Annotated in this window: 16 protein-coding genes; 12 read left to right on the forward strand and 4 right to left on the reverse strand. The window is 64.7% G+C overall.

Annotation, left to right across the window (positions count from 1 at the left end; translation table 11 throughout):
* Positions 1-22 precede the first annotated feature (22 nt).
* The 5 genes from trmD to hisC all read left to right on the forward strand — a co-directional run bounded on the left by trmD (position 23) and on the right by hisC (position 4,305).
* Positions 23-769 carry a tRNA (guanosine(37)-N1)-methyltransferase TrmD gene (trmD, locus tag AC1D3B_RS29475; RefSeq protein ID WP_478194220.1) on the forward strand — a complete coding sequence of 249 codons (747 nt, stop codon included), beginning with the start codon at positions 23-25 and terminating at the stop codon, positions 767-769.
* Between the two features lie 100 nt (positions 770-869).
* A complete protein-coding gene (rplS, locus tag AC1D3B_RS29480) occupies positions 870-1,253 on the forward strand; it encodes a 50S ribosomal protein L19 (RefSeq protein ID WP_435515767.1) in 384 nt (127 codons plus the stop codon).
* 166 nt (positions 1,254-1,419) lie between these two features.
* Entirely contained in the window at positions 1,420-2,133 is a 714-nt protein-coding gene (locus tag AC1D3B_RS29485; protein WP_478194221.1) for a CoA pyrophosphatase, read from the forward strand.
* Positions 2,134-2,200: 67 nt separating this feature from the next.
* Positions 2,201-3,199, forward strand: a complete 999-nt coding sequence (locus AC1D3B_RS29490) for a CobD/CbiB family protein (protein ID WP_478194222.1) — start codon at positions 2,201-2,203, stop codon at positions 3,197-3,199.
* A 20-nt stretch (positions 3,200-3,219) separates the two neighbouring features.
* The gene (hisC, locus tag AC1D3B_RS29495; RefSeq protein WP_478194223.1) at positions 3,220-4,305 is read left to right on the forward strand and encodes a histidinol-phosphate transaminase; all 1,086 of its coding nucleotides are present in this window, start codon (positions 3,220-3,222) and stop codon (positions 4,303-4,305) included.
* A gap of 103 nt (positions 4,306-4,408) precedes the next feature.
* Here the strand turns inward: hisC and rsgA are convergent, their stop codons facing one another.
* The 3 genes from rsgA to AC1D3B_RS29510 are packed head-to-tail and all read right to left on the reverse strand — an operon-like array spanning position 4,409 to position 6,995.
* Positions 4,409-5,350 (reverse strand): ribosome small subunit-dependent GTPase A, encoded by a 942-nt coding sequence (gene rsgA / locus AC1D3B_RS29500; protein ID WP_478194224.1) that lies wholly within the window; start codon positions 5,348-5,350, stop codon positions 4,409-4,411.
* Between the two features lie 17 nt (positions 5,351-5,367).
* Entirely contained in the window at positions 5,368-5,706 is a 339-nt protein-coding gene (locus tag AC1D3B_RS29505) for a 4a-hydroxytetrahydrobiopterin dehydratase (RefSeq protein ID WP_478194225.1), read from the reverse strand.
* A gap of 11 nt (positions 5,707-5,717) precedes the next feature.
* Positions 5,718-6,995 (reverse strand): M48 family metallopeptidase, encoded by a 1,278-nt coding sequence (locus AC1D3B_RS29510; protein WP_478194226.1) that lies wholly within the window; start codon positions 6,993-6,995, stop codon positions 5,718-5,720.
* A gap of 114 nt (positions 6,996-7,109) precedes the next feature.
* Here AC1D3B_RS29510 and orn point away from each other — a divergent pair, with 114 nt between their 5' ends.
* The 6 genes from orn to AC1D3B_RS29540 all read left to right on the forward strand — a co-directional run bounded on the left by orn (position 7,110) and on the right by AC1D3B_RS29540 (position 13,779).
* The gene (gene orn / locus AC1D3B_RS29515; protein WP_478194227.1) at positions 7,110-7,706 is read left to right on the forward strand and encodes an oligoribonuclease; all 597 of its coding nucleotides are present in this window, start codon (positions 7,110-7,112) and stop codon (positions 7,704-7,706) included.
* 203 nt (positions 7,707-7,909) lie between these two features.
* The gene (locus AC1D3B_RS29520) at positions 7,910-9,742 is read left to right on the forward strand and encodes a DEAD/DEAH box helicase (RefSeq protein ID WP_478194228.1); all 1,833 of its coding nucleotides are present in this window, start codon (positions 7,910-7,912) and stop codon (positions 9,740-9,742) included.
* 237 nt (positions 9,743-9,979) lie between these two features.
* Entirely contained in the window at positions 9,980-11,053 is a 1,074-nt protein-coding gene (locus tag AC1D3B_RS29525) for an NAD/NADP octopine/nopaline dehydrogenase family protein (RefSeq protein WP_478194229.1), read from the forward strand.
* Positions 11,043-12,041 (forward strand): 3-hydroxybutyryl-CoA dehydrogenase, encoded by a 999-nt coding sequence (locus AC1D3B_RS29530; protein ID WP_478194230.1) that lies wholly within the window; start codon positions 11,043-11,045, stop codon positions 12,039-12,041. Before AC1D3B_RS29525 ends, AC1D3B_RS29530 begins: the two co-directional genes overlap by 11 nt.
* A complete protein-coding gene (locus AC1D3B_RS29535; RefSeq protein WP_478194231.1) occupies positions 12,038-12,838 on the forward strand; it encodes an alpha/beta fold hydrolase in 801 nt (266 codons plus the stop codon). The genes AC1D3B_RS29530 and AC1D3B_RS29535 overlap by 4 nt, the downstream gene beginning before the upstream one ends.
* Entirely contained in the window at positions 12,835-13,779 is a 945-nt protein-coding gene (locus AC1D3B_RS29540; RefSeq protein ID WP_478194232.1) for a quinone oxidoreductase family protein, read from the forward strand. Before AC1D3B_RS29535 ends, AC1D3B_RS29540 begins: the two co-directional genes overlap by 4 nt.
* A gap of 4 nt (positions 13,780-13,783) precedes the next feature.
* Here AC1D3B_RS29540 and AC1D3B_RS29545 read toward each other — a convergent pair whose 3' ends face one another.
* Positions 13,784-14,323 (reverse strand): MarR family winged helix-turn-helix transcriptional regulator, encoded by a 540-nt coding sequence (locus tag AC1D3B_RS29545; protein WP_478194233.1) that lies wholly within the window; start codon positions 14,321-14,323, stop codon positions 13,784-13,786.
* Between the two features lie 84 nt (positions 14,324-14,407).
* Here AC1D3B_RS29545 and AC1D3B_RS29550 point away from each other — a divergent pair, with 84 nt between their 5' ends.
* A complete protein-coding gene (locus AC1D3B_RS29550) occupies positions 14,408-16,591 on the forward strand; it encodes a thiamine pyrophosphate-dependent enzyme (RefSeq protein ID WP_478194234.1) in 2,184 nt (727 codons plus the stop codon).
* Position 16,592 lies beyond the last annotated feature (1 nt).

Below are 16,592 nucleotides of genomic sequence, written 5' to 3' on the forward strand. Positions count from 1 at the left end.
TACGGGCCGAATCGGCGCCTTCATGCGCTTCGACGTTCTCACACTGTTTCCCGAACTGTTCGTACCGTTCTTCGCGAGTGGCGTAACGCGCCGTGCGTACGAATCGAAGCAGGTCGAAGTCGTCCTCTGGAATCCGCGCGACTATGCCGAAGGCAACTATCGGCGAGTCGACGACCGTCCTTTCGGTGGTGGCCCTGGCATGGTCATGATGGCGGAGCCACTGTCGGCTTGCCTCGATGCGGCGTTGGCGGGGCGTGGCGCATCTGCGCCGGTCGTACTGTTCTCACCGATTGGCGAAACCTTGCGGCATGAATCCGTCGAGAACTGGTCGGTTGGCGAGGGCGCGGTCCTGGTATGTGGTCGCTATGAAGGCATCGATCAGCGCCTTATCGATTCGAGAGTCACGCACCAGATCAGCTTGGGTGATTTCGTGCTCTCTGGCGGTGAGATTGCCGCCATGGCACTGTTGGATGCTGTGGCGCGCCTGCAGCCCGGTGTGCTGGGGGACGAAGCCAGTCATGTGCAAGACAGCTTCAATCCCGCGCTCGATGGCTTGCTCGACTGTCCCCACTACACGCGTCCCGAGCAATGGCAAGGCGAAGGCGTACCGTCGGTCCTGATGTCGGGCCACCATGTCCAGATCGAACGCTGGCGCCGGGACCAGCGCTTGCTGATCACCCGCGACAAGCGCCCAGATTTGCTCGATGCGGCGCGAAGGTCCGGAAGGCTCACCGCGGCGGATGAGAAAACGCTTCAAAAAAAGCTATAATCGTCGGTTCCCCGATCCTCTGCCCGGCCGTGCCGGCACGCGAAGTGCCACTGAAAAGGCGCCTTTCGTGTAGCGTGGGCAAGATCGAAATCAGGAAATCATGAACCTCATCCAGACCCTCGAGCAGGAAGAAATCGCCCGCCTCGGCAAGAAGATCCCCGATTTCATGCCTGGTGACACGGTCATCGTCAGCGTGAACGTCGTCGAAGGCAACCGTAAGCGCGTACAGGCCTACGAAGGCGTCGTGATCGCCAAGCGCAATCGCGGCCTCAACAGCGGCTTCACGGTGCGCAAGATCTCCAGCGGTGAAGGCGTGGAACGCACGTTCCAGACCTACAGCCCGCTGATCGCCAGCATCGAAGTCAAGCGCCGCGGCGATGTTCGCCGCGCCAAGCTGTACTACCTCCGCGAACGCAGCGGTCGTTCGGCCCGCATCAAGGAAAAGCTGCCGGGCAAGTCGTCGGCAGCGTCGGCCGCTCAGTAAGCACCATCCGCTTGTCGCGCAAAAGCCGCCATTCCAGGCGGCTTTTTGCATTGGGGCTCAATCAGGAAGGCATTCGTGATTTTGTTTTGGCGCTGCGTGTCATCCGCGCGCGGTCCTTGCATCGTTTAACTCAGTAAGCATTTTCTTGACTACCCCACCATCGGCCATGCGCGCTTCTCCTGTCGAAACCATCAATGCCGTCGTCCAGCCGGTGTTGCCGTCATTCGATCCACGCGATGTGCCGGTGAGCGGGGTCGACGTCAGTTTGCCGGCAGTGCCCCCTGATCTACTCAGCGCGCGCGCCTTGCGCGCACGGTTCGCCACGCCGCCGGTATGGACGCCCGAAATGCGCCGCGAGCCGCGAATGTTGGACCGGCCACCGGCTCAGGCCGCCGTGCTCATCCCCATCGTGATGAGACATGAGCCTACGGTTTTGCTGACGGAGCGCACTACGAATCTGTCGAACCACTCGGGACAGGTCGCATTTCCGGGTGGCCGCGTGGACCCCGAGGACGCCAACATCGCCGCTGCCGCGCTGCGAGAGGCGTGGGAAGAGGTCGGCCTGTCGGCGGCATACATCGAAGTGCTGGGCTGCCTTCCGACGTACACGACCATCACATCGTTCATCGTGACGCCGGTCGTCGCGCTCGTGCAGCCTGATTTCGAACTGGCGATCAATCCCCATGAAGTCGCGGAAGCTTTCGAGGTACCGCTCGGCTTCCTGATGAACCCGGCGAATCATCGCCGCCACACGTTGGTCGACGAGCAGATGTCTCGCGAATGGCTGTCGATGCCGTATCAGGACGGGGCCCACGAGCGCTACGTCTGGGGCGCGACAGCAGGCATGCTGCGCAATCTCTATCGCTTCCTGAGCGCTTGACCTGACCTGCGGGTTTCCCCAGGGAGTTGCTTGGATTCATGCGTTCCTGGGGTTCTAGAATCTTCCAATGAGCTTCTTTGCCATCCTGTGTGCGTTGCTGATCGAGCAGGTGCGTCCACTGGCGTATCACAACCCGGTATATGGCGGTGTGCTCGCCTGGACCCGCTGGACCAGTCGTAACTTCGATGCCGGCAAGCCAAATCACGGATGGGTCGCATGGTCGCTCGCAGTCTTCGTGCCGACGGTGCTCGTGTTGGCAGTGCACTGGCTCCTGATCCTCACGCTCGGGTTGCCCTTCGCGGTGCTGTGGAGCGTCGCGATCCTCTACGTCACATTGGGATTCCGGCAGTTCAGCCACCACTTCACCGGCATTCGCGACGCGCTCGACGAAGGCGATGAAGCGCTCGCACGTTCGCTGCTCGCACACTGGCAGCATGTCGATGCAGTCAATCTGCCTCGCAGCGAGATCGTTCGGCACGTCATCGAGCACTCCGTGATCGCGGCGCATCGGCACGTGTTTGGCGTGCTTGCGTGGTTTTCGATTCTTGCCGCGATCGGCCTCGGGCCTGCGGGCGCGGTGTTCTACCGGATGAGCGAATTTGTGTCCCGCTATTGGGCGCACAAGAACGGCGCGTCGACGCAGCCGTCGAGCATCTGGGTTCAGCAGGCCGCCGATCGTGCATGGAGCGCGATCGACTGGTTGCCTGCGCGGATCACCGCACTGGGCTTCGCCGTCGTCGGCAGCTTCGAAGAGGCGATCGACTGCTGGCGCAACGATGCGCAGCGCTTCCCGAACGAAAATGACGGCGTGATCCTCGCGGCAACCTCCGGCGCCGTGAATGTCAGGCTCGGCGGCGGCACGCTGAGCGCGGTACCTGCGACCGATCCGCTGCCGCGCGCGCAAGCCGGCGATTCATTTGCCGGTCGTGGCCCGGATAGCGGCAGCACGCCGGGACGCGAACCCGAGCCTGCGCACCTGCGCAGCGTGGTTGGCCTCGTATGGCGGTCGGTCGTGATGTGGATGGTATTGCTCGCGCTGCTCACGCTGGCGCGATTGCTGGGTTGAGCCGGCTGGGGGGATCGGACTTGTCCAACGCTCCAAGCTTCTGGAGTCCGAGAATCGCCGCCCTCGAGCCCTATGTACCCGGCGAACAGCCGCGGATCGCGAATCTGGTCAAGCTCAACACCAACGAGAATCCGCATCCACCGTCGCCGCGAGTGATCGATGCCATCTGCCGCGCTGCCGAGAACGCCCTGGAACGCTATCCGGACCCCGAATCCATCGCACTGCGCGAAGCAATCGCGGTGCGATACGGTTTGCAAAGCGATCAAGTGTTCGTGGGCAACGGTTCGGACGAGATCCTCGCCCACGCATTCTTTGCCTTCTTCCAGCAAGCCGAGCCTCTGCTGATCCCCGACGTCACGTACAGTTTCTATCGCGTCTACGCCCAACTCTACGGCATCGCTTGCGACCTGCAGCCTGTGGATGATGCTCTGCGCATCGACGACCGGGCACTGGCCGCGCGCGCAGCCACCGGTTGCGCTGGCATCGTCATAGCGAACCCGAATGCGCCGACGGGCATCGGCATGCCGCTGTCCCGCATCGAGGCATTGCTGAGGGCCTGCCCCGATCGCGTTGTTCTTGTCGACGAGGCCTATGTCGATTTCGGCGGCGAGAGTGCCCTGCCGCTGATCGCCGACCATCCGAATCTTCTGATCATCCAGACACTGTCCAAATCGCGCTCACTCGCCGGCTTGCGCGTCGGATTCGCCTGCGCGCAAGCACACTTGATCGAGGCGCTCGAGCGCGTCAAGAACAGCTTCAATTCCTACCCGATCGATCGGCTTGCGTCGGCGGGCGCCATCGCTGCATTCGAAGACGAAGCATGGTTCGCCAGGACGCGCGACGACGTTGTCGACACGCGCGAAGGCTTGGCGTTGCAATTGGAAGACCTGGGATTCGAAGTGCTCCCGTCGCAGGCCAACTTCCTTTTCGTCCGGCACCCGGCGCAGGACGCCGGTGAACTCGCTGCCTCGCTACGGGCGCGGGCAGTTCTCGTACGTCATTTCAGGCAGCCACGCATTGCGCAGTACCTGCGTATCACCGTCGGCACGCGAGACCAGTGCACGGCCCTGGTCGAAGCGCTGACCGAAATCCTGGACGCACGCTAGGATCCAGCCCGGAAACCCGCGGAACCGGCTCCGCCGGGCCGCAGGGGTTGCCCCGGGAAGGGGGTGCCCGAGCCACACGAAGTGGGCGAGGCTGGGGGTGAGTTCAATACTTCGGCTGGCTGAGCTCGGCGAAGAGCTCGCCGTAGATTCGGTAGCGCGAAGCGCTGATCGCTCCCGGATGGGAGGATGAATCCACCTGCGCGATCACGCCACACCCTGGTTCGTGAAGGTGCGTGCAGTTGTAGAACTTGCAGTCCCTGGCGTGCTCGGCGATGTCAGGCATCAGGCGCGCCAATTGCATGGCCTCGATGTGATGCAGCCCGAATTCCTGGAAGCCGGGAGAGTCGATCAGCGAGGTGCTTCGCGTCGCGTCGACCCAGTACCAGGTCGTGCTGGTCGTGGTGTGCTTGCCGGAGTTGAGGGCTTGCGAGATCTCGCCTGTCAGCGCTGTTGCGCCAGGCACGAGAAGGTTGATCAATGTGCTCTTTCCAGCGCCCGAGGGGCCGAGCACCAGCGTGGTGTTGCCGGACAGCATGGTCGTCAGCGTCGCGCGATTCGCCTGGTCGGCGGCCGTGAGCGCCAGAGGCACGACCTCGTAGCTCATGCGACGGTAGGGCGCGAGGCGTGCCCAGGCCCGCTCGAAAGGTACCGCGAGGTCGCTCTTGTTGAGCGCGATGATGGGTGTGATGCGTTCCGCCGAGGCAGCGATGAGCGCCCGCGTCAGTTGCGTCTCCGAGAACTCGGGCTCCGCCGCTATCAGGATGAGCACCTGGTCGAGGTTGGCCGCGAACGACTTCGTGCGGATCTCGTCCTGCCGATAGAACAGGTTCTTTCGCGGCAGCACCTTTTCGATCGTGCCCTCGTCCTCGCTTGCCTGCCACTGGATGCGGTCGCCCACCACGGCATGACTCTTCTTGCCGCGCGGATGGCAGATCAGCCGATCGCCGTCTGGCGTCTCGACGAGGCAGTGGCGACCGTGACCTGCGACAACAAGCCCGTCGCGCAGCGCCACACCGCTGGCCGTGCCGCCGCGCTGCTTAGCCAAGGGCGCGTTCCATGGGCTCAGTCCGCAATCAAGGCGTCCGCCTGCGCGGCGCAGTCGAAGTCGGTCGACGAAATGCCGTCTACATCGTGCGTGTTGAAGCGCACCACACAGCGGTTGTAGTGCACCGAGAGGTCCGGGTGGTGGTTCTGCCGATGCGCCACCCACGCGAGAGCATTTACGAAGGAGATAGTCTCGAAATAGTCGGCGAAGGTGAAAGTCTTCTCGATGGCGACGTTTGCCCCATCGCCAGTGAGCTTCCAGCCTTCGAGCCTTGCCAGGCTTGCCACGATTTCGGTGGCGCTCAATGCACGGCGCGCCTGGGTTTTCCAGTCCTTGGATTTCAGCATGCTATTCATCGTGTGGGCTTTCAGGATGAGGCCGTGGCCATGCGCGCCAGGCGCTCTGAGGCGGGGGGATGCGAGTAGTAGAACTTGACGAACACTGGATCCGGCGTGAGCGTCGACGCGTTGTCCTTGTAGAGCTTGAGCAGTGCTGCCCTCAGGTCCGCGCCGTTGGTCTGCGCGATCGCGTAGGCGTCGGCCTCGAACTCGTGCCTGCGCGAGATGAGCACAGGCAACGGTGCGACGAAGAAGCCGAAGACCGGCACCGCCAGCATGAAGAGCAGGATCGCGAGTGCATCGTTCGGGGCCGCCATGTTGGGTTGCACGCCCAAGCCCGTGTAGAACCACACATGGGTCGACAGCCAACCCAGCAAGGCAAAGCCGGCCAGGCTCAGCGCGAACATCGCCGCCATGCGCTTCATGACGTGCCGGTGCTTGAAATGACCCAGTTCGTGGGCCAGCACGGCCTCCACCTCGCCGGCGTTGAGCTGGCGCAGGAGCGTGTCATAGAACACCACGCGCTTGCTGGCGCCGAAGCCGGTGAAGTACGCATTTGCGTGCGCGCTGCGCGTGCTGCCGTCCATCACGAAGAGTCCCTTGGCCGCAAAGCCGCAGCGCTGCATGAGCGCATTGACGCGCTCTTTGAGCGCAGCATCGTCCAATGGCTGGAACTTGTTGAAGATCGGCGCAATGAAGGTCGGGTAGACGAGCATCAGCAGCAGATTGAACGCCATCCATGCTCCCCAGGCCCACAGCCACCACAGGGCACCGGCAGCGCCCATGAGCCAGAGGATCAGCGCCGCGATCGGAAGTCCGATCAGCGCACCCAGCAGCATGCCCTTGATGGCATCGGCCAACCAGAGCCGCCAGGTCATCTTGTTGAATCCGAAGCGTTCCTCCAGCCTGAAGGTTTGCCAAAGCGTGAACGGCAGTTCCAGCAAGCCGCCGACCAGCGCGAAAGCGGCGAGCAGGGCGAGTTGCTGCCACATGCCGCCGCCCATCCAGTCCAGCAGCAGCTTGTTCAGGAGGTCCAGACCGCCGAGCAAGGTCCATCCCAGCAATACCGCTGCGCCCCAGGCCATTTCGACAAGGCCGAAGCGGCTCTTCGCCATCGTGTAGTCCGCGGCCTTCTGGTGAGCGGCGAGCGTGATGGCTTGCTCGAAGAGCGCAGGCACCGAATCGCGATGGCGCGCCACGTGGCGAACCTGCCGACTGGCGAGCCAGAACTTCACCACCAAGCCGGCCACCAGCGCGACGGCAAAGGCCAGGGTGAAGGCGAGGGAGGAGGAGAAGGGAGCTGGCATGGCGGTCGAGTTTAGCCCGGGGCCCTGAGGCTCGGCGGTCGCCCTATCGTCGGAAAGGGCGCTTCCAGCGTCGGAAGCCCGGCCGTCCGGAGGGTCATCGACGACAATCGTCGAATGCCTGAATCCACCGAACCCGCGGCGCCCGCCCCTGCAGCCACACTGAAGAAGAGCGACCAGAACCTCGTTTGGCTGGACTGCGAGATGAGCGGTCTCGATCCTGAAAAGGAACGCCTGCTCGAAATCGCGGTCGTCGTGACCGGCCCCGGCCTGACGCCGCGCATCGATGGACCCGTGCTGGTCATCCACCAGAGCGATGAAGTGCTCGATGGGATGGACGCCTGGAACAAGGGCACGCACGGGCGCAGCGGGCTGATCGAGAAGGTGAAAGCTTCTTCGCTCGACGAAGCGACGGCCGAGCAACAGTTGCTCGAGTTCATCTCGCGCTACATCCCGAAAAGCGGCTCGCCGATGTGCGGGAACACCATCGGGCAGGACCGACGCTTCCTCGTGAAGTACATGCCGAGGCTGGAAGCGTATTTCCACTATCGCAACCTGGATGTCAGCACGCTCAAGGAGCTTGCCAAGCGCTGGAAGCCATCGGCCTACAACGCGTTCAAGAAGCAGCAGGCCCACACTGCGCTCGCCGACGTCCATGAATCGATCGAGGAACTCGAGCATTACCGCGAGACCTTTCTTCGAATTCAAGATTAGGTAAAAACCCCGAGCCATGCGATAATCGATGGCTTCGCTGTATTGCACAGCGTTTTCTTGCATCTCCCTATCTTGCACATCGCGCCCGAACGAACGGGCCGCGGCAAAGACGAAAGTCATTGCTGAACGTCGTTGGATGGTTGATGTTTTTCACCACCCGACGGAGCACCGCCCACGGCTGTGCTCGCGTATGAGATTTTTTAATGACCGACGCTTTTGAAGCGCAGGGCGAGTTCGCGCCTGTGAAATCCGATGAATTCGCCGTTTCGGGCGAACTCCAATCTTCTTCCAACGCTGCTCCCGCTTTCGAGGCGCTCGATGCCGTCGAGGCCGTGGAGCCCAAGCTGCCGAATGGCTTCATCAAGCTGGGTCTCGCGCCCGAACTGATCGCCGCGGTCGAAGATCTCGGCTTCACGCAACCCACCACCGTGCAGGAACAGGTGATTCCGCGCGCCATGACATCCAGCGGCCAAGCCGATGGCGCCACGCGCTTCGTTGATCTGATGGTGTCGAGCCAGACCGGCAGTGGCAAGACCGCCGCGTTCCTGCTGCCCGTTCTGCACACCTTGCTGCAGCGCCAGGCCGAAGCCGAGGCCGCAGCCAAAGCCGAGTTCCAGCGCCTTGCCGCCGAGGCCGCCGCCCGTGGCGAAGCGCCCCCGAAGAAGCCGAAGCGCAAGGACCCAACCAACGCGCGCCACTTCAAGGCGGCCACCCCCGGCGCGCTGATCCTGTGCCCTACGCGCGAACTCGCGCAACAGGTCGCGCACGACGCCATCGATCTGGTCAAGCACTGCCGCGGCCTGCGTATCGCCAACGTGGTGGGCGGCATGCCCTACCAGTTGCAGATCGCCCGGCTCCAGAACGCCGACCTGGTCGTCGCGACGCCGGGCCGCCTGCTCGACCTGCAGCGCTCGATGCAAATCAAGCTCGACCAGGTCAAGTTCCTCGTCGTCGACGAGGCCGACCGCATGCTCGACCTCGGCTTCTCGGACGACCTTGCCGAGGTCAACCAACTCACCATCGAGCGCCAGCAGACCATGATGTTCAGCGCGACCTTCGCGCCCCGCATTCAGCAGTTGGCAACGCGCGTGATGCGCGAGCCGCAGCGCGTGACGATCGACAGCCCGCAGGAAAAGCACGCCAATATCAAGCAGGTGCTGTTCTGGGCCGACAACATGCAGCACAAGCGCAAGTTGCTCGACCACTGGCTGCGTGACACCACCATCAATCAGGCCATCGTGTTCGCAAGCACGCAAGTCGAATGCGACGGTCTCGCCAACGATCTGCAGCAGGACGGCTTCAGCGCCGTGGCGCTGCACGGTGCGCTGAGCCAGGGCCTGCGCAATCGCCGCCTGATGGCGCTGCGCCAGGGTCAGGTCCAGATCCTCGTTGCCACCGACGTGGCTGCGCGGGGCATCGACGTGCCGACCATCACGCACGTGTTCAACTTCGGCCTTCCGATGAAGGCCGAGGATTACACCCACCGCATCGGCCGCACCGGCCGGGCAGGGCGTGACGGCATCGCCGTGACCTTCGCCGAATTTCGCGATCGCCGCAGGATCTTCGACATCGAGTCGTACAGCCGCCAACAATTCAAGTCGGAAGTGATTCCGGGGCTCGAGCCGCAACAGCGTTCGCCGCAATCGCGTCCGCAAGGCGACTTCGGCGGTCGTGGCCGTGACAACCACTCGCGCGATCGCAAGTTCGGCGGCGGTGCTGGCGCTCATCGTGGCAGCAATGGCGGCGGATTCGGTGGCGGCGGCTATGCCGGCGCCAGTGGCTTCAACGATCGCAATTCGCGCGCCCCGGGCGCCGGCGCGCCGCGTAGCTTCCAGAACCTGGGCAACGCCAATTTCGGCGGCGGCCGTGACGAAGGTGGCTACGGCCGCAAGCCGGGTTGGGGTGACAGTGCGCCGCGAGGCGGCGCTGGTGCCGGTACCCGCGGCGACGGCTTTGCGCCTCGCGGCCACGCGGGCGGCGGCAAGGTCTTCGTGCCGCGCGACGCCCAGAAGCGTGGCTTCAAGCCCAGCCGCTGAACGTAAGCGGCCTTGAGGCCGCATCCCATTCCACAAGCCCGCATTTCCAACGAAATGCGGGCTTTGTTCGTTGCGGGCACGGGTTGTACAGTCCGGGCGCTCTCTAGTGGGAAACGCGAATACGCTTCCTTTTTAGTTGACACTTGAACAGTTGAAAAGTAATGTATTGATGACTTAAGTCCTCCGGGGCCACGCTGGCCGCCGGTTCATCCACCTCATTCTTTCGACTGTCGACCTATGAAAATCGCAATTCTCGGCGGCGGCCACGGTGCCTACGCGGCTGCCGCGGATCTGTCCGAAGCTGATCATGAAGTGCGTCTCTGGCGCCGCGATGCGGACGCACTGGAACCGGTCGCCAAGGCCGGCTCCATCACCCTGAAGGATGCTGCCGGTGCGCGAGACGTGCGGATCGCGCTCGCCACCGCCGACATCGGAACCGCAATGCGGGGTGCCGAGTTGATCGTCATCCCTACGCCGGCCATCGCGCAGGAAGACATCGCCCACGCGATGGCTCCGCATCTGGTCGATGGCCAAGTCGTGTTTCTCCCGCCAGGTACGTTCGGCAGCTTCGTCATGGCCCGGATCGTGAAGGCGGCTGGCAATCACGCCGATGTCGCATGGGCTGAAACAGGCACATTGCCCTACCTCGCCCGCAAGCACGGCGAGCGCGAAGTCAACGTGACCATCCGCGCCATCCGCCTGCCGACCGGCGTGTATCCGGCGCGCAAGGAGCGCGACGCGATCGAGGTCATCCGCAAGGCCTATCCCAGCGTGCATGGTTGCGGCGATGCGCTGTCGGGCGCGCTGATGAACGCAGGCCCGGTCATCCACCCGCCGCTGATGGTGATGAACGCCGCGCCGCTGCAGCATTTCGAGCGCTGGGACATCCACAACGAAGGCACTCAGCGCGCCGTGCGCGATGTGACCGACCGGCTGGACCTGGAACGCATCGCCGTGCGCGAGGCCCTGGGACAGGGCGCGCCGCACTACCCGCTGGCCGATCACTACAACAACGACCAATGGATGTACGGCGACGCGCACAAGCAGCTGGTCAAATCCGGTGACTGGCGCGAGAACATCGACCTCTATGCGCACAGGTACATCACCGAAGACACCGAACTCGGGCTCGCCTTCCTCGCCTCGGCGGCCCGCTTCGTTGGTGTGGACGCGCCGATTGCGCATGGCCTGCTGGCGATCGTCGGCGGCTTCCTCGGCCGCGACCTGCGCAAGGGCCCGCGCACACTGGAAACACTAGGCCTTGCCGGCCTGACGCCAGCGCAACTCAAGCAAAGGCTGCACGATGGGGAATGACCTTCCCCGCTTCGCGGCGGTGGGCGCGGGCCGGATGGGGCGTGGCATCGCCATCGCCTTCGCCTACGCGGGCCACCGCATCTCGCTGGTCGATCTGCGCCCGCGCTCGGACGCGGCCTGGCAGAAGCTGCGCGAAGAAGCCCGGGCAGAAATCGAAGCCAGCCTGTCGAGCCTTTCCCAACTCGGCGTGATCGATGGCGTACAGGTCCAGGCCATCGCCGAGCGGGTCGACTTCGTCAAGGCAGCCGATGCACCTGCCGCACTCGGCGCCGCCGAACTGGTCTTCGAGGGCGTCCCCGAGACGCTCGAAGCCAAGCGCGATGCGTTCGACCACATCAATCGCCACTGCCGCGAAGACGCGATCCTCACCTCGACCACCAGCAGCATCCTCGTGACGCAACTGGCAGCGCTGGTGCACCGGCCCGAGCGCTTCCTCAACATGCATTGGCTCAATCCGGCCTACGTGATCCCGGTGGTCGAGCTCAGCTGCCATCCCGGCACCGATCCCGCGGTCCTCGAGCGCACCAAGGCCTTGATGAAGGCGATCGGCAAGCTGCCCGTCGTGTGCGGTGCGTCCCCCGGCTACATCGTGCCGCGCCTGCAGGCGCTGGTGATGAACGAAGCCGCCCGCATGATCGAGGAGGGCGCTGCCACGGCGGAAGAGATCGACAAGGCCACGCGCTACGGCCTCGGGCTGCGATTCGCGGCCCTCGGCGTGGTCGAGTTCATCGACTTCGGCGGTTGCGACATCCTGCATCACGCAAGCCGCGAGATGGCGGCATCGATCGATCGCGCACGCTATACCGCGCCAGCCATCGTGGATCGCATGGTCGAGGAAGGCCGGCTGGGCCTGAAGAGCGGCAGCGGCTTCTACGAGTACGAGGGACGCGATGTCGGAGCCTACCGGCGCGACGTGCTCTCCCGAACACTTGGCATGCTCAAGCACGCCGGCCTCTGGCAACCGCCCGCCGACGAGTCGCGCAAATGAAGATCCGACGCGCATTCGCCGACCTGTCGGTGGGCCAGGTCCACTACGCAGAGTGCGGTGATGCGCATGCGCCGGCCGTCCTGCTGTTGCATCAGTCGCCGCGCAGTTGGGCCGAGTACCGCGAAGTGCTGCCTTTGCTCGGTGCACGCTATCGCGCGATCGCGATGGACACCGCCGGATTCGGTGATTCCGACGCCGGCGATGTTCCGGCCAGCATCGAGCAGTGGGCGCGCGTGGCCTGCGAACTGCTGGACGCGCTGCGCATTGGGCGCGCGGACGTGGTGGGACATCACACCGGGGGCGTCATCGCGGTCGAGCTGGCCGCGAGCTTCCCCCGTCGCGTGCGCGGCCTGGTGCTGTCGTCCACGCCCTTCACCGATGAAGCCTTCCGTCGCGCACGCGCAGGGCGACCGCCTATCGACGAGGTCGAGCCCAGCGGAGACGGCAGCCACCTGGCGGCGCTGTGGCAGCGGCGGCAAGGGTTCTATCCAGTGGATCGTCCTGACCTGCTTGAGGCCTTCGTTCTCGATGCCCTCAAGGCCAGTGGCGGCCCCGAAGACGGTCATCGTGCCGTCGCGGCATACAGGATGGAAGACAGCATTCATCGCGTCGTGCTTCCCACGCTCATCCTGCGAGCCACTGAAGACCCTTTCGCCTCGCCGCACGCCGCCGAACTGTGCGAGCACCTCTCGAACGCGCGCATCGTCGACATCGAAGGCGGAATGGTGCCCTTGCCCGACCAGATGCCCGGCCCCTTCGCACACGCCGTGCTCGCGTTCCTGGAGACCCTCCCATGAAAGCCGTGCGCGTGCACGCCTTCAATGCGGAGCCCGCATTGGAAGAAATCGCCAAGCCCCAACGCCGTGCGGGCCGCACCATCGTCCGCATGGAAGCGACCACAGTCGGCCACATCGACCGCACCGTTTGGCGCGGCAGCTTCCTGAAACATCCGCCGTTTCCCTATACGCCGGGCGTGGAGGCGGCTGGCGTCGTCATTGCTGGCGCGAGTCATGCGGAGGGCCAGCGCGTATGGCTGCGCGGGAGCGGACTCGGCACGCTGTTCGATGGCACCTGGTGCGAATTCATCGATGCGCCCGACGAAGCTCTGGGCTTGTTACCGGATGCGGTGCCGTCGACCATCGGCTCGGCCTTCTTCTCGCCGTGCACTTCCGCCTGGGTGGCGCTGAAGGACGTCGCCCGACTCCGCGCCGGTGAAAGCATTCTGGTGACCGGCGCCACCGGCGCGGTCGGATCACTCGTCGTGCAACTCGCGCTCGATGCCGGTGCCGAAGTGACCGTGGCCGTGAGCCGCATCGAGCAGGCCGCCACCATGCCGGTGGCCGCGAAGATCGTCGTCCTGCACGGCGACCTGTCGACCGCATTGGAATCCGTGTCTGTCGATCTGCTGGTCGACACGGTCGGCGGACCGATCCTCGCCGCTGCGCTGACCCGCGTTCGGCCCGGCGGCCGCGCCGTGCTCGTTGGCTACACCGCGGGCAATTCGCTCGCGCTGGACATCGCCCACTTCCTGCAGCGAGACGTTGCGCTGTTGCCGCTGAACATGTTCCGTCGTGAAGCGGCGGGCCGAGCGGCTGCGCCCGACTTGCTGGCCCGCCTGGCCGACGGCCGACTGAAGCTCGACGTACAAACCTTTGCGCTCGAGGAAGCAGCCACTGCAATGGAGTGGATCGGCCAGCGCAACCATCGTGGCCGCGCCGTGCTGGTGCCGTCGCGCTGACGGCCTAGTCGTCCGCGTCCGTGTCCGGCGCCTCGCCCGGCGCGCGTGCGTGCAGTTGGATGATGTGCCGCAGCGTGCTCTTGAGTTCCTCTGCGCGCTGAAGCCCGAAGGGTTCGAGCACGCGCATCTCGTGCTCGCGCGCCAGTTCCATCAGATGCTCCACCGCCTTCGCACCTTTGCGCGTGATGCGCACCAGAGTGACGCGGCGATCACTCTCATGGGGCAGCCGCTCGACCTGTTCACGTGCCTCCATCCGGTCCAGCAGCCGCGTCACCGTGGGTTGCTTGGTCACGGTCACCTGCGCCAACTGGCCGATGCTGATGGCCTCGCCGCCCGCCAGCGATGCCATCACCCGCCATTCGGACACCGAAAACCCGTGCTGGCGCGCGACCCGGTGGAACTCGGAGGAAATGAGCTGACTGGCCTGCGCGAGCAGCGCGGGCAGGTAATCGTCGACGAAGCGAAGCGTTTCGGCGGGCGCTTCGTCGGTGAACGGTCCCTGGCCCTCGGCGGGCACGCTGCTTGCTTGGCTAGGGTTATTCATGATTGTGAATACATTCAGTACTAAACATTATAGAGGCCGAGGTTTCGAGAGGAACCCCACGATTCCAGACAAGAAAGGGCCGCCATGGCTGAGAGATCATTCGTCGAAGAGGTCAAGAAGCTGCGCCTGAAGGGCGGCGAGGTCTTCCGGGGTGAAGGCATTCTGGCAGTCACCAAGGCATTGCTCGAGTCCGGGGTTTCCTACGTGGCCGGCTACCAGGGGGCGCCCATCTCGCACCTGATGGACGTCCTGGCCGACGCACAGGACATCCTCGCCGAACACGGCATCCGATTCGAGAACAGCGCGAGCGAGGCCACGGCCGCTGCCACGCTCGCGGCCTCCGTCAACTATCCGTTGCGCGGCGCGGTGACCTTCAAGGCCACCGTGGGCACCAACGTGGCCTCCGACGCGCTGGCCAACCTGGCCTCGGGCGGCGTGACGGGCGGCGCGCTGATCATCGTCGGCGAGGACTACGGCGAAGGCTCGTCGATCATGCAGGAGCGCAGCCACGCCTTCGCGATGAAGTCGCAGATGTGGCTGCTCGACCCGCGCCCGAACCTGCCGAGCATCGTCGACGCGGTGAAACAGGGCTTCGACCTCTCCGAGGCGAGCAACACGCCGGTGATGCTGCAGTTGCGCATTCGCGCCTGCCACGTCCACGGGCAATTCATCGCAGGCGACAACCGCCGTCCGAAATTCACGATCAAGGAAGCGATGGAGAACCCGCAGCGCGACGTCAGCCGCATCGTGCTGCCGCCCGCGAGCTTCCTGCACGAGCAGGAGAAGGTGAAGGACCGCTGGCCCGCCGCGGTGCGTTTCATCGAGGAGCGCCAGCTGAACGAGTTCTTCTCGGAAGACGCCGACGACATCGGCATCATCGTGCAGGGCGGCAGCTACAACACGTTCATCCGTGCGCTCGAAAGGCTGGAACTGGCCGACGTCTACGGCAACACGAAGGTGCCGCTCTATGTGATGAACGTCGCCTACCCGGTGATCCCGAGCGAAGTGCTGCGCTTCTGCGAAGGCAAGCGCGCCGTCCTGATCGTGGAAGAAGGCCAGCCCAACTTCATCGAGCAGAACCTCGCGACCATCCTGCGCCAGGCCGGCTCGACGACTGCCTTGCACGGCAAGGACATGCTGCCGGTCGCCGGCGAGTACACGGCTGCGGAGCTGCTCAAGGGCGCGCGCGCCTTCTGCGAGCGCTACGGCCGCCTCCAGCCGCTGCCCGTGCCTGCGGCGGTGCGCAAGATCATTCCCCTCACCGAAGTCGCGGAGATCGGCGTCGATGCCGCGCCGGAACCCGCGAAGCCGCTGGGTGACAGCGTGCATGCCCGCCCGCCCGGCTTCTGCACCGGTTGCCCCGAGCGCCCGATCTTCAGCGCGATGAAGCTGGTCGAACGCGAACTGGGCCCGCACCACGTCAGCGCGGACATCGGCTGTCACCTGTTCTCGATCCTGCCGCCGTTCAACATCGGCAACACCACCATGGGCTACGGCCTCGGTGGCGCGGGCGCCGCAGCGCTGAACGTGCCGGCGGGCAAGCGTGCGATCTCGATGATGGGCGACGGCGGCTTCTGGCACAACGGGCTGACGAGCGGCGTCGCGAACGCGGTGTTCAACCGCAGCGACAACCTCACCATCGTCGTCGACAACAACTACACCTCGGCAACCGGCGGGCAGGACATCCTTTCGTCCAACGCGCTCAACCCGACGCGCAGCACCGGCCATGAGATCGAGCGCGCAGTGCGTGGCGTCGGCGTCAAGTGGGTGAAGACCATGCGCCGCACCTATGACGTCGCCGGCATGCGCGATGTGCTCAAGGATGCGCTGACCACGCAGGAGAAGGGCCCCAAGGTCCTCATCGCCCAATCCGAGTGCATGCTCAACAAGCAGCGCCGCGAAAAGCCAATGGTGCGCAAGGCCATCGCCAGCGGCAAGCGCATGGTGCGCGAGAAATTCGGCGTCGACTCCGACACCTGCACCGGCGACCACTCGTGCATCCGGCTGTCGGGTTGCCCCTCGCTGTCGATCAAGCCCAACCCTGATCCGCTGCGCACGGATCCGGTCGCAACCGTGCTCGACACCTGCGTCGGCTGCGGCGTGTGCGGCGAGGTCTCGCACGCCGCCGTGCTCTGCCCCTCGTTCTACAAGGCGCAGATCGTCAGCAATCCAAGCCGCTGGGACCTGATGCGCGAACGCTTTCGCACGCGTGTGATCGGCTGGCTGCAACGCGGCGAGGCCAAGCGCCGCGCGGCCTACGCGTTCTGAA

It is taken from the genome of Variovorax sp. P5_A3, from assembly GCF_056400665.1.

Coding starts and splice junctions, on each gene's coding strand:
- trmD (WP_478194220.1), top strand. CDS start 23: ATGCGCTTCGACGTTCTCACACTGTTTCCCGAACTGTTCGTACCGTTC.
- rplS (WP_435515767.1), top strand. CDS start 870: ATGAACCTCATCCAGACCCTCGAGCAGGAAGAAATCGCCCGCCTCGGC.
- AC1D3B_RS29485 (WP_478194221.1), top strand. CDS start 1,420: ATGCGCGCTTCTCCTGTCGAAACCATCAATGCCGTCGTCCAGCCGGTG.
- AC1D3B_RS29490 (WP_478194222.1), top strand. CDS start 2,201: ATGAGCTTCTTTGCCATCCTGTGTGCGTTGCTGATCGAGCAGGTGCGT.
- AC1D3B_RS29505 (WP_478194225.1), bottom strand. CDS start 5,706: ATGAATAGCATGCTGAAATCCAAGGACTGGAAAACCCAGGCGCGCCGT.
- AC1D3B_RS29510 (WP_478194226.1), bottom strand. CDS start 6,995: ATGCCAGCTCCCTTCTCCTCCTCCCTCGCCTTCACCCTGGCCTTTGCC.
- orn (WP_478194227.1), top strand. CDS start 7,110: ATGCCTGAATCCACCGAACCCGCGGCGCCCGCCCCTGCAGCCACACTG.
- AC1D3B_RS29520 (WP_478194228.1), top strand. CDS start 7,910: ATGACCGACGCTTTTGAAGCGCAGGGCGAGTTCGCGCCTGTGAAATCC.
- AC1D3B_RS29525 (WP_478194229.1), top strand. CDS start 9,980: ATGAAAATCGCAATTCTCGGCGGCGGCCACGGTGCCTACGCGGCTGCC.
- AC1D3B_RS29530 (WP_478194230.1), top strand. CDS start 11,043: ATGGGGAATGACCTTCCCCGCTTCGCGGCGGTGGGCGCGGGCCGGATG.
- AC1D3B_RS29535 (WP_478194231.1), top strand. CDS start 12,038: ATGAAGATCCGACGCGCATTCGCCGACCTGTCGGTGGGCCAGGTCCAC.
- AC1D3B_RS29540 (WP_478194232.1), top strand. CDS start 12,835: ATGAAAGCCGTGCGCGTGCACGCCTTCAATGCGGAGCCCGCATTGGAA.
- AC1D3B_RS29545 (WP_478194233.1), bottom strand. CDS start 14,323: ATGAATAACCCTAGCCAAGCAAGCAGCGTGCCCGCCGAGGGCCAGGGA.
- AC1D3B_RS29550 (WP_478194234.1), top strand. CDS start 14,408: ATGGCTGAGAGATCATTCGTCGAAGAGGTCAAGAAGCTGCGCCTGAAG.